The sequence below is a fragment of the Mesorhizobium onobrychidis genome (assembly GCF_024707545.1).
Classification (GTDB): Bacteria; Pseudomonadota; Alphaproteobacteria; order Rhizobiales; family Rhizobiaceae; genus Mesorhizobium; species Mesorhizobium onobrychidis.
Window position 1 is genome coordinate 7,195,257 of record NZ_CP062229.1, and the last position, 13,121, is coordinate 7,208,377.

At 58.6% G+C, this 13,121-nt stretch carries 7 protein-coding genes; 4 read left to right on the plus strand and 3 right to left on the minus strand.

The annotated features are described in order from the left end of the window. The first annotated feature begins 21 nt into the window (after positions 1 to 21). The 3 genes from IHQ72_RS35445 to IHQ72_RS35455 all read left to right on the plus strand — a co-directional run bounded on the left by IHQ72_RS35445 (position 22) and on the right by IHQ72_RS35455 (position 3,293). On the plus strand, positions 22 to 1,221 hold the full coding sequence (locus IHQ72_RS35445) for an SIR2 family protein (RefSeq protein ID WP_258120489.1): 1,200 nt from the start codon (positions 22 to 24) through the stop codon (positions 1,219 to 1,221). A gap of 295 nt (positions 1,222 to 1,516) precedes the next feature. Further along, entirely contained in the window at positions 1,517 to 3,085 is a 1,569-nt protein-coding gene (locus IHQ72_RS35450; protein WP_258120498.1) for an ATP-binding protein, read from the plus strand. Between the two features lies 1 nt (position 3,086). Beyond that, positions 3,087 to 3,293, plus strand: coding sequence for a KTSC domain-containing protein (locus IHQ72_RS35455; RefSeq protein WP_258124061.1), 207 nt, complete (start codon positions 3,087 to 3,089; stop codon positions 3,291 to 3,293). 140 nt (positions 3,294 to 3,433) lie between these two features. Here IHQ72_RS35455 and IHQ72_RS35460 read toward each other — a convergent pair whose 3' ends face one another. From IHQ72_RS35460 to IHQ72_RS35470, 3 genes are all read right to left on the minus strand, one after another. Next, a complete protein-coding gene (locus IHQ72_RS35460; RefSeq protein WP_258120500.1) occupies positions 3,434 to 6,850 on the minus strand; it encodes a TM0106 family RecB-like putative nuclease in 3,417 nt (1,138 codons plus the stop codon). Between the two features lie 92 nt (positions 6,851 to 6,942). Continuing rightward, positions 6,943 to 9,789: a hypothetical protein gene (locus IHQ72_RS35465; RefSeq protein WP_258120502.1), complete on the minus strand. Its 2,847-nt coding sequence runs from the start codon at positions 9,787 to 9,789 to the stop codon at positions 6,943 to 6,945. Positions 9,790 to 10,227: 438 nt separating this feature from the next. Next, positions 10,228 to 11,643: a hypothetical protein gene (locus IHQ72_RS35470; RefSeq protein WP_258120504.1), complete on the minus strand. Its 1,416-nt coding sequence runs from the start codon at positions 11,641 to 11,643 to the stop codon at positions 10,228 to 10,230. Positions 11,644 to 12,359: 716 nt separating this feature from the next. On the opposite strand from IHQ72_RS35470, the gene IHQ72_RS35475 reads away from it, so the two are divergent. Beyond that, positions 12,360 to 12,890, plus strand: coding sequence for a class I SAM-dependent methyltransferase (locus IHQ72_RS35475; RefSeq protein WP_258120506.1), 531 nt, complete (start codon positions 12,360 to 12,362; stop codon positions 12,888 to 12,890). The last annotated feature ends 231 nt before the right edge of the window (positions 12,891 to 13,121 follow it).

Sequence of the window (13,121 nt, forward strand, 5' to 3'; positions counted from 1 at the left end):
GCGGTGTGAAGAGGGGTCTCGATGGCGGTAGAACACGACTCGCATAAGGTCCTTTCAGACCTGCGAGATCATCTCGCGCGACATGACAAGCCCGTAGCATTTTTTTTTGGGGCGGGCACGTCCTGTGCTGTGCAGATCGCCAGTAAGGCCGACCCTGCCACCAAGGAGCCAATTATTCCTGCCGTGGCGGGCCTAACCAAGATATGCAAGGCGGATGTCGCTACTTTAGGCCCAAAGTTTGCCGATGCTTGGAGCCGCATTGAAGCAAATATCGCTGCTCTTGGCCAAATCCCACACGTTGAGAACATACTTTCGCGGCTTCGAATGATGCTCGGCGCCATTGGTGGGTCCGACACTTTGGTTGGCCTGACAATCGGCGAGATACAGCAGTTGGAAGAGTCCGTCCGAAAGACCATCGCGAGAGTGGTGAACCCCGAACTTACAGCCCTTACCCTGGATTCCCCGCACAGGCTCTTCGCTCGATGGCTCAGTAAAACGGTTCGTCGCACGCCCGTAGAGATATTTACCGTGAACTACGATGTCCTCCTTGAGCACGCGTTAGAAGCCGAGCGTGTGCCCTTGTTTGATGGATTTGTCGGTAGCTACCAGCCTTTCTTCAACTCTGACAGCCTTAGACGGACTGAAGCGGCACCTGCCGCGGCCTGGGCAAGACTGTGGAAGATGCACGGTTCGGTTACCTGGCGTCGTGTCGACCAAGACGGAAAGATGCGCGTGATCCGCACCACGCCTGATGGCTCAGGCGAGATGATTTATCCCTCTTTCGAGAAGTATGACGAGTCAAGGCAACAGCCCTATTCCGCCTTTTCAGACCGTCTCGGCCGTTTCCTTGACCAAGAGGACGCGTTGCTGGTGAGTGTGGGCTATAGCTTCGGGGACGAGCACATCAATAACCTGCTGTTTGGTTCCCTGGAGAACCGCAGCAGGGCGCACGCATATGCCCTACAGTTCAGTGAACCACCCGTAACAAGCGACCTTGCCAAGCGCGCCGCGCAACGTCCTAATATGCTTGTGCTTGGCCCCGACCAGGGGTGCATTGGGGGGCGGCAGGGCCCTTGGCGCAAGGACGGCGCAACCAGTTCTGAGGATGGGGCTTTCATTGCGACGCCGGGCGCCACCGCAGGCGCACCGGCCTCCGCTGTCTCCATGAAAATCGGCGATTTCAGCGTGTTCTGCAAGTTCTTGCAGAACATGACGGAGTAGAAAGTCAATGGGCATTTCGGAACCCACCTACATCGGCCAAGTTGGGTCGGTTAGCGGCTCGGTAGTGCGAGTAAGGCTGCGGGACGACCTTAGATCTACATTGGTGATGATTGCGGGCGAGTCGTATCGAATTGGCCAAATAGGCGGGTTTCTGCGTGTCCCGCTGGGTTACACTCACCTATATGCGGTTTGCACGCAGATTGGTGCTGATGCCGCCCCCGGCGGAGTGCCAGAGCCGCCACTCAACACACCTCTCGACCTCGACGGAGCTTCTCAACTCTCAGGTTTTCGGTGGATGACCATTGTGTTGTTCGGAGAGGCGATGGGGAAGCGGTTTGAACGAGGTGTCGGCCAGTACCCAACTGTGGGTGACGAAGTGCACTTGGTTACAAAGGATGATCTGGAAGTCATCTATGGTTGGTCCCAAGGTAAGAAGGGGACCATTTCAGTAGGTCAGATAGCGGGCGCTTCAGGAATTAGCGCGGACGTAAGTATTCCGGGACTCGTAAGCCGACACAGTGCCATCGTCGGTTCGACTGGCTCCGGTAAGTCCAACCTGGTAGCGGTGTTGCTCGAAGCCGCCTCGTCTGGGAGTTTCCCCAATGCGAGAATCGTTGTCATCGACCCGCACGGCGAGTACGCTTCAGCGTTGGGTGATCGTGCGTACGTGTTTCGGGTGCGACCGGATACAGCCGCAAGCGAAAAGCACCTCTACGTGCCCTATTGGGCTCTGCCGTTTTCTGAGCTGATTGAGCTGACCCTGGGTGGGGTGCAGCCTAACCATGAAGCAGCAATCCGAGACCTAGTTCTCGACATGAAGGTCGCATCGGCAAAACTTCTCCCGAACCCACCACCTCCCGAGACGCTGACGGCAGACTCCCCTGTTCCCTTTAGCATCAGGCAACTTTGGTTCGACCTAGATCGCTTCGAAAGGCTGACTTTCAAAACGAACAGTCAACTTCCGGCCGATGCGTATGAGCCAGATGACGCAGGAAACGCGCAGCTGTTGCAGTCTGCCAAATTTCCCGCAGCGTCCGCCTACAATACGGCTCCATACAAGAACGGCAAGAAGCGCAACTTGGAGAGACAGTTGGACTTCATGCGCATCCGGCTCCGGGACGGACGATTTTCGTTCCTTTTCGAGCCGGGAGACTACGCTGTAGCAACGACCGGGGAGGTCAACAAGGACCTAGACAGTCTCGTCAGGGAATGGATCGGGCACGAGAGACCCGTAAGCGTCTTTGACGTGTCTGAACTGCCCTCCGAGGTCTTGCCCACCATCGTCGGGACGATGCTGCGTGTGGTGTATGATTTGCTCTTTTGGGCACAGGACCTGGCAATGGGAGGCAGACAACAGCCGCTGCTAATTGTCATCGATGAAGCCCATCGCTTTGTCCCAGAAGGGAGTGGCAGTGCCGCTCACCGCACGTTGTCGACAATTGCAAAAGAGGGTCGCAAGTATGGAACCGGGCTCATGCTCGTGACTCAACGTCCGTCGGAGGTTGACAGTGCGGTGCTGAGTCAGTGCGGTTCGCTAATTGCACTCAGGCTTACAAACGCGTCTGACAGAAGCAAGGTTGGGGCCGCGGTTCCCGACGACCTTGGGGGGCTGGTAGATCAGTTGTCTTCCCTGAGGACCGGTGAGGGCATCTTTGTTGGCGAAGTAATGCCCATACCTTCGAGGGTTCGTGTTCGTAAAGCTATGCACAAGCCGATGGGAGACGACCCAAAGCTACCAGAGGCCTGGCAGGTCGTCCCGCGACCAGAGGGAAAGCTGTATACAAAGGCGCTAAGCATGTGGCGTAGGCAGACCACGTCGACCGAGGATGAGGCGACGAAAGCAGAGGGGGATTCAGATGCCTGACATGGTTTTTGTGGATTCAAAAAACGTTGAAGCGATTGGGTACGATGACGCTACCCAAGAGTTGCACATCCGTTTTCTGAAGTCGGGAGAGACATATGTCTACTACTCGGTCGAAGAATGGGTACACCAGGAGCTAATGCAGGCAGACTCAAAGGGAAACTATCTTAATAAAAACATCAAGCCGCGGTACCAATTTGGTAGGCTGTAGCTTCTATCGTACATGATGCAAGACCTCAAAACAGCGACTACACTACGGCGGGAGCATGGTGGATGAAAACTGAACTCGCATAAGAATGGGCAAAAGCGGCACGTTGCTGAGTTGCATTCCCTATCTTATCTAACAACGAGTCAAAGCTGACGGGTCATTGGCAATTGGATTTCCGAGCATATTTCGAGATATCTGCAAAACGCGTTGGCAAGCCGGATTTGTCGTGGCGTCTTGCACTCGGCTTCGAATACCTGCGGTGACGCGACGAGGATCGACAGGCACTTGGCCCTAGACGTTGCGACGTTGAAGCGGTCGAGGCTGTAGAGGAATTCCATGCCTCGCGGAGCATCCGCGTGCGTTGACGAAGCCATCGAATAGATGGCGATCGGTGCCTCCTGTCCCTGAAATTTGTCAACCGTACCGACCCTGGCGTCGGGCAGGCGCTGCTGAATTTCGAAAACCTGCGCGTTATAGGGAGCGATGATCAGGATATCTTCGAGGCTGATGGCCGCTTCTTTTCCATCCCGATTGGTCCAACGTGTATCTGACAGCAACACATGATCGACAAGGCGATGAATGGCGTGGGCTTCCTCGGGTGAGGAGTTTTGATTACCACCGTGGGCGACAGGTAGATAGCGAAGGCCAGAACCGTCGATTGGACCACTCGAGATGATTTGGCCCTCAAGGCCAGGCTTCGAACGCAGCTTGCCCTCATAAAACAGTTCCGAAGTGAATGCGCAGAGATCCGGATGCAGCCGCCAGGTCTCTTCCAGAAAGAGGCCCTGGCCGGCCGCGATCGTTTTTCCGCCACCAAGGATATGATTTAGCGCTGACACGTCGGTTCCTTCAGGATGACTCCCCTGCATCGGTTGATCGAGCTGCTGCGGGTCGCCAAGCAAAACAACGGTATGGGCTGCCTGCGAAACCGCCAGCACGTTCGCTAGCGACATCTGTGCGGCTTCGTCCACGACGAGAACGTCGACTGATGCGAACGCGTCGGCCCGTGACCAGAGAAAACTCGTCCCACCGGCGACCTTACAGGCCCCCGCCAGCGCTTTGTACACGTCGGCGTTTCCCTTCGCGAAAACCAGCCGGTGCTGATCGGATTCCGTCTCTTTCGCCTTCACGACGCAGGTCAGATCGACGTCTAGGTCGTCGGCCGCCTCGATGACCTTGTCGACCAGGTTTCGGATGACCTTGTGGCTGTTGGCGGTGATCCCGACAGTCTTATTTTCGCGAGCAAGAGTGCACACCATGCGCGCGCCAGTGAACGATTTTCCGGTTCCTGGGGGGCCTTGTATGGGAAAGACGCCGCCATCGAACAACGCGGCAACCCGTGTCGCAGCGGCCAAGCTGGTCTCCCCGTCGATCTTGATAGGTTGCCCCCGCAGCCGAGGCGCCAGGCGCAGCAACAGATCGCGCGCCGCACAAAATGCCCCATCGCCAGCCAGCCCATGATCCGCGACATACTCGCCGATACGCACCAGCGAATTGGCCTGTTCATCGGAACCGAAACTCTTCGAGCCGTAGATCGCCCGCGGGTGAATATCGACGGACTTTGCCGTCTTCTTGATATCGATCGTACGGTTGCGCTGCGACACCGCCACGGTCGTCCCGATCTTATCGCCGCCGACATTGTGCAGGTCTTCCTCCCCGCGAATGTCCGTTTCCTGCGGAATAAAGGAATAACGGTGCGTCGGCAGCTTTCCCGTACCGGGGACCTCGCCGACGAAGGTGAGGTCCGACAGACCGCCGCGCTCATCCATCAGCTCCTCGGCCGAAAGGTCGCGAAGCCGGAAGAACTCCCACCACATGGCCTTTGCCTCGCGCCGATGCCAATCGAGAATGTTGGCGAGTATCCAGCGCGCCTGCTGGTCGGCGTCTCGTGCCCGCGGATCGGCGGGGACGTCCGCCGTCAAACGTTCGATCAGCGGGCCGATCCTTGCCAGCCATGCCGTGACGTTTTCTCTGGCAACTTCGCCTTCGGGTTGAGGTCGGGCAATACTCGCTCCAGCCCCGATTGCCTGCGAGCGGAGCGCTTCCAGCCAGTCCCGTAAACACTGCGTCGACACACAGTCATCGCGGTTGTAGCTCTCGACCACGGATCTGTCTTGTTCGCGAATTTGGTCGGGGTGTCCAAGTTCAAGGCTCGATTGCAGACTGAGAAACGCGACATTGGCGTCGGGAAGAGCCATTTCGCGTTTAAATCCATAAAGCGGCTCCAGCTTCTTGATCGAATAGCTCTCGACGCTGGCACGAAGGCCGTTTCGGACAACGCCATATAGGTCGACGAACAGCTTCGAGCGCAGCATGTTGTCGAATTCTTCCTCCCGCGTCGCATAGCGCCCCATCAGGCGCTTCAAGGCCCCCGGCTCGTAGGGCGCGTAGTGGTAAACATGCAGGTCCGGATGGGCCTCCCGACGTCGCGACACGAAGTCGATGAAAGCCTCGAAAACCTGCTTTTCACCGTCGCGGGAGAAGGCCCAGTCGCCGACGTAACTCCACCCGCCGGCGGCGTCGCGAAACCAATAGCCAAACAGGTACTCAAGCCCGTGCTCGCCGACGAAGGGATCGCCTTCCAGGTCGAGGAAGACATCGCCATCCGACGGCTCCGGAAGACAGGACAGGCCAAAACCTGGTTCGGCGGGCAAGAGCTCGAAGCCGAGAACTCCGCTGTCTCTCGCCGCGATTTGCAAACGCGCTTGTTCGCGAACACGTTCATAGGAATGGGCCGAGCCGCGTTCGGGTTTCCATTGCAAGGGCAGCGGCATGCCGGCTAGCGATCGCATCGCCTCGACGCCTTGGCTTTTCAGCTCGTTTATCTGAACCTTGGAGATGCCGGCGACGAGGCTCAGGTGATCGTCGGCTCGGCGCCGCCCGTCGCATTGCTTGCTCCAGCGACAAACTTCGCAGTGGCTGTTTGGGTCGGGATAGGTATTCAAGTCGCCGGCGGCGTCGACTGTGAGTTCAAGTCCGGATTTGGCCCGGCGGAAGAACGCGCCGTAGTCAGCGAAGCGATAGCGCTCCGGCTGAAAATCCGCCCATGGCGGAACCACGTGCATGAACTCGGGGCTCGAGCCTTGCGCACGGGCGAGCAGATCCGAATAGAGGCAAAGCTGGAGCACGGTGCCACCCTTGGTCTCGCGCGCCAACTTGGTATCGACCGCCTCGTAAGACCAGGAGCCGAGCGCGGATGGCGTCTCGACGCGCAGCAGCACGTCCACCCTGCCGCTCCACCGTCCGTTCGCCAGAGCGCCCTGGACGATAACGGGCGTACCAGCCCGCATCGCCTCGAGCGTCCGCGCGGCCGACGCGGCCGTGATATCAACACCATCGATGCGCACCGCGTCGAGGTCCGAGGCTTTCAAATGATCGACATACGCTTGCTCATGCAGCGCGCCTCGCTCCCTCAGGATGTCAAGAAACGGATCATAGGTCGATGGCTTGGCCAGCGCGCCTTGCGCGACAGCGAGGTCAAGCGCTGTTAGATGGCGGCAGTTCAAATGGCCAACCAGATCCGTCGCCGTCAGATTTATTTCGTCCTCGGATCGCCTCATACGAGCAGCTTAGGAAGAATTACGCTTTGAACAACTGAATTTTATTTCGCCGCTCCTCCGCTTGAAGAACAACGTCGCGCCAAACAACACACTCATGAAGTGGAGGCGCCTGGTTTGCGATCTGCCCGCGCGGCAAGCCCAGCCAAGGGTGGGCTGAGCGCACGCGGGATTTTCCAGCGCATCGCTTTGTCGAATATCATGGCTTCGGCGGGTGAGAGCTCGAGCCGCAGGACCCGACGCGTCGCCGCGTCGTATCCTTGAAGTATGATGGCCACCATCGCGAAGAGGTGCCCGGCCCCAACAACTTCCAAGTCGATATGGTGTAAGACGCGGCCGAGATCCGTCGCGGCGAGCGGTTCAAATCGCAGCAATTCGGCCAGCAGCGGGTTCGCCAGGCTTGAACCAGCATGTTGGTCAAGAAATCGATGCGCGAGGCCGGTGATGACGGGATCGTCCCCCTTGAGATGAAGCAGCCGAGCCAACACCTCGTGTTCGCCACGAATGCCCGGGTGTTGCATCATAAAGGCCTTGGCCCGCTCCACAAAGCGCCGCCGCTGGCCGCTCCCCAGCTCGGCGTTGTAGATCCGAGCCGCGGTAGCAGGATCGGCGGCGGTGGACAGCCAACGGTCTTGGAGGCGGTCGAATCCTCGGCCCCTGGGTATGCGACTGAGTGACCACAGCACCGGCCCACTGACAGGATCGGTCACAAATCGTTCAATGAAGGCGTATGCATACTCAACCAGCTTGGGCGTCGCCGTCGATGCCAGCGATGAGGCAAGAACTTCGCCGACTGCCCTTGAGCTGAGATGTCTTCGAAGCCATTCGAGCACGAGGGCGCCGTGGAGGGACTTCACGCCGCGGCCCAGTTCCTTGGAAACAAACCGCAGTATGATCGGCTCCGGCTGAGCTCCCCGCAGGAACGCCGCCGCCGACAGTGACGCGGCGTCCGCTGTTTTGCCCTCAAGCAGCGACACGGCGATTTCCGCGCGATCCTGGGCAGCGACGCCTGGCGCGGAGAGAAGGGCGCGCCCCTGGGCTCTTAGCTCGGCCGTAGTCACCGCGGTCAGTCTCTTTGAAGCGTTCGCGGCCAGCCAAAGTCGAAAAAGTGGCGCCGCCTGTGTGTGCGTGCAAAGCCGCGTCACTTCCTCGTACGCGGCGTTGAAGATGTCGGCGGTTGTGTCCGCCTGACCGGCCTTGCCAAGCATGGCCACGATCATTCTGTTGTTCAGCAGGGCGCCGAGCAGGCCCCGGGCGGCGTTCTTGCGCGCGGCCCTAAGCTGCGCTGCGAGAACGCGAGCCAGGTCGCGTCCCCATTCGCCGCCGACGTCCGTTCGGTTGATGCCGCGGATATATATCGGCCAGATGACTTCCGCGTGCGCCAGCCGCAAACCGTCCTCTTGCTCTTGGGCGCTTAGCTCCACGTCGGTCCAGTACTGGGCGAACTTAGCCACGTCGGCCGGAGTCACCAGCTCGGCGGGCGCCGCGAAACCCAGCGCGTTCGCCGCCGCCACGCTTCGAACTCTTGCAAACGCCTCGGATCTCGCCGAGATTTGGCTATTCGTTTCCGGCTGTTCTTCGATCGTCAGAGCGAGCATGAACGCCGCCAAGCTGGGCTGGTTCACAGCGGGATCAACCAGCGGCCGCCCTAACCGAACTTCGGCCCATAGGTGGAACGCGTCGTATTCCGCGGCGTCCGGCGCTGGCAGCGAAAACCGCGTTAGGGCGAGGCGTTCAGAGGTGCTAAAGATCCGATAGAGGTCGTCCGTACCGCAAGTGATCAGACCGACGTAGGGCGTGCCACGATAGAATCCGTCGTCCACCACCTTATCAAGAGCGAAGAGGTCGATCTCGGCTGGCAGGTCATCAAGGAAACTAATCTCGGCTTGTTGTGTCCCGCTGGACCATCTCACGCAGCTGGCAAGCCAGGCTTCGAACTCCGCCAACCCTAGCAGTTCCGTGACCGAGGCCAGCCGGCCAGAGGTCACCAACGCCTCGACCAACTGAAGCAATAGAATTGACTTGCCATCGCCCGAGCGACCATCGATCCAGAAAACAGGGAGTCGGTGGTCGTCCGCGCCATAAGCTTCGCACAGGGCGCCGAGCCACGCATGAGCGGCGGCGACAATGTTGGCAAGCTGTTGTGGCCTAACGCGAAAGCGTCCTCCCACCAGATCGTCGAGCCGCGGACGAGGGCGAGTGAATAGGGCGTTGATCGCATTGGGACGTGGCAGGAACTCGTGCGCCGTTAACAGCCGACCCGGCACTCGATGTTCCGATTTAGAAGCCGCTAAGATGTCGCACATCACTTTGTGAAGCGCGGTTCGAACTCTATCGGGGTCTCGACCATCAAAAGCATCGAAAATATCCCCAAGCGCCCCTCGAGCCACTCGATCGGCCTCAAGCACGCCGCCCATAAGAAGCGTGCGACGAAGAGAGAGTCCCGGGTTCGACATAATTCGGATCGGTTCACCCTTGACGAACAAACGGCGCACGAGGGCGAGACGATCTTTATCGTAGCGTTCGCCTGTACCGAAAATGCTATCCGCGCCTAAGCCCTGAACAGTCAGGCCGGGGTCGCACCCTTCACAGACAATCTGGAACTCAATTCGGTCCACCATCGCGGGCGAACAGAGCGAAATGATTTCGTACGCCTCCTTCAAGGCGACTGCGAGGGTCTTGGCTGTCAGGGTGCGTTTGACTTGTGTCAGGCTTAACTTGTCACCGCAGACTAGGAAGTCGCTGAGCGATTCGATTTCAACGGCTGGGACCTCCCCGTTGATCAGGAACGCACGCACGAAACGCTCGAGTGCCACCGTTGCCTGAATTGAAAATCCGCTAAGCGCCCACCAGCCGCCATTGGCCCGCTTGGGAAACTGGCTGAACCACAGCTTTCGCAACGTGTCAAAACTGTCGGCCAGCTCCGGCGGCACTTGGTTCACGGAACCATCACTCCCCAAAAGGCGTACCGGCAGCCCGCCGCCGCATCACCAAAAAACCCGTCGCCGTCGGTCTTATCGATGTCATCAGTCGCATCAATCGCCGCGTCCTCCGCCGGCAAACTAGGTGCAACCGATCCTCCGAACAAGGTCAAGCGGAAAGGCCCGCGACTTGGCATTCTGTAGGATCAACGCAGCCATCCATGGCGCCCACCGTCTCAGTTCGAAGGCCACGACACGGGCCGAATATCCCGAGCCCCCGACCCGGCTATCGCGGCGCAGCCCCGCGTCGGCGCCGACAATGTCTGCTTTCAGGCCGGAGCAAAACTGACCTCAACGTCCGACATGGGGGCGCTGAGCCGCCGTTGCCATCGGGCACCGAGAGGACGCAGCGCGCCGCTTTTTTGGGGTCCTGATATCCAGAAGTCGAAGGTCCTGATGTTACTCGTCCTCGTCGATATCCTCTTCCGGCATGTCGTCGATCCTGACGAATTCAAACCAGTCTTTGTTCATCGCGTTGCTTTCCGCTTTGAACAGCTCGGCCATCGGAATCGGAATGCGGTAAGCCTTCGTACCGAGATCTACCAATGAGCCAAGCGTCACATCCTCGACCTCGCGCGCCAGCATGTAACTCCGTTCGATCTTCCCGCGCATGTTGCCGGCCGTGACGCAAGCATCGATCAGGAAGGGGCCCTCCGCACGCGGATCGATCGTGGCGATGCCATTGAACGTCCAACTCCGTCCGTGCCGGAAATCCGCGCAATGGACTTCAATTGTGTCGCCCCGGTCAGGGCCGATGGCAAAATCAATCTCGTGTCGCCCGGTGATCCGCGTTCGCAAGTCTCGCGGGTCAAAGAGTTGTCCTGGAAGCCTATGTGGCTGAGGACGTGGCGCGATCGGCCCGAACAGCGGATAGAGTGTGAAGCGATCGTGAAGCGTACCGCCGGTCGCCCGCAAGGTTAATACCAAGCTTTCCGCTTGCCGGTGTCCTTTATTGCTCAGTTCAAAGGTGAACGGCACCTGCCCATAGTGCACCTCGAAAAACCGATGCGCTGAGGCAGCGTATTTGGGAACCGTTTTCATCCGGTAGGTGTCGTATTTGTCGTCGTAGCTAGAGTCGTACTCGAAATCGAGACCGATTCTTGGGAACGATGAATGTCGCTGGATAACTCGCCGGTTTCCGGCGAGAACCAGTGAGGCGACGGCCTTTTGCTGGTCGTCCGACAATCTTCCGACGCGAAAAATCCGCACGGGTGGATTCACGCCGAAGGTGAGTGTCGGCGTGAGGTCCGGTTCCGCCGATTCCAGAACCTTCACCCGCGCCTTGAGACGCGCCATTTCCTTCTCGCTCGGGCTTGGCTCGGGTTCCATCAACCAAGCATCCGGCAGCTTGCGACATTTGAGGCCATGCCGCGACGCCATCGCGATCGGGTTGATGTCATGGCTCAGGAGTAATTTTTGGCCCTCTGGCACGTCGCGGGCGTGGAGGATTTGAGCAACCACCCGCGCATCGGCTTCTTCCGGATCAAGATCGTTCAGCTTGTCCCAATCAATCCGGGCGGTGCGGGCGACAGCGATATCAACCGCTGGCGGCCCTTCCGCGATCCGGGCTGGTTGACCTGTTTCGGCTGCCGGAGAGATCAACCGATTGAATTCCCGCGCCCTTTTGGACAGACGGCCGTCCCGCTTACGCTTGTCAATTTCGGTGCTGACCTGAGGCACGACGAGGACCAAAATCGGTCCTACAGGATCAATCTCTTTCCAAGGCAGTGTTGGCAGCGGCTTTCCTTCGAGCGCTACCATACTGTCCATAAACAGGATGGTGGAATAGTCGGTGTGGTCGAATGCCGGTCGCATGCGGCCAATCTAATCAGATTTGACCGGTCGATCCATTTTTTGATTGGCACGCCGGGCTTGGCCCAATCGAGCTATTGGGAAGCACCTTATCGGGGTCGTGTTGGCTGCGTTTGATCAATGCGCGGCTGGAGCGCGTGCTAGCGAAGGACAAAGTGCGCCGGCTCCTCCAGAGGCAGAGAGCAATGAGTTCGAAAAGACGCGGCAACGCTGCCGCTATATCGATACAGAGAATTGCCGCGCCGTAACGCCCGGTGAGCGCTTCGACGAGAGCGCGCATGCAACCTGACGATCCTCGCAGGGGAGCTTATGGCGGAGGTCCTGGGCCACGTTTCCTTGAGAGTTCGAGCGCACGGAGGAGAATGTCGTTGCCTTTGCGCCGGACGGTCTGTCCGAAGCAAAGGTCGGGCGGCGTTAAGCCGAGCAACCTTTTGGCGTAAGGTTGGGACGCAATGGCATTGAGCGAATAGAGCGATATCCGGGAACCTAACCAATCCACAGAAATATTTTGTTGGTATTTTTGTTGGCCAGTCCTGCTATAGCTCGAGTCCTAACCATTTGGAAACAGAGCGAGTTTTCCATCGCTTGGATTCCGCCTCTGGGCACCATTTTCCATGGCAATTGCTTAACCGTCCGACAGACGTTTCGTTGGACTTTGCCGGAAATGCTAGGGGGCGCAGATAAAATTCGACTTTGGCCCAGGACACGGAAGGATAGTCGTGCCTTTTTGGAAATCGCACAAGAAATATAGCGCAGGAACGTGGGACGATCGGCTCGATGGATTATTTTCATGCGGGGTAAACTACTCCGGCAAGACGATCCTTGACGTTGGCTGCAATATGGGCATCGTCGCTTATGAAATCGCCAAACGCAGACCGGCCTACATCCACGGCATTGACATTCTGAAACCACACACCCGCGTGGCGCGTTCCATCTTTCTAGGATCGAACGTAGAAAGTCGATTTGACACCATGAGCCTTGGGAGTCGAAAGCTTCAATCTGTTCTAAATGACAGTTACGATATCGTGCTTCTCCTCGCTGTGTACCAGCATGTCCGCAGGGGGTTGGGTCAGGAGGAGGCCGATCGCATCTTCATCGACATCATCAACCGCGCACAGACAATTGTGGCGCGAGTTCCCGACGAAGACGACATCCGGCTTCAGTCTTTAATCGAGGGTGCTGGGTTCACCTTATCTGATCGCCACAAGTCGCCACGCGGGAGTACCGTCCTGGCTTATCATCGCCACTAGACCGGTCGGATGGCGATTGCCTGCGCGACCCACGCACCAGACGTTGTGAGAGGAGGGTCGCCGCTCGATGGTCAGGGCGGTGGAAGATCTGAGGGTGCTGACCGGTGGATTTTGTGTCGCCGGATGATGCGATGGCGAACGCCCTTTCGGCGGTGGCACTCAAGCGCGGCTGCGCGGTTCTGTTCGACGTACAGGCGGGCGCCGATATCCTGCATCCGCTCTAGCGCAATT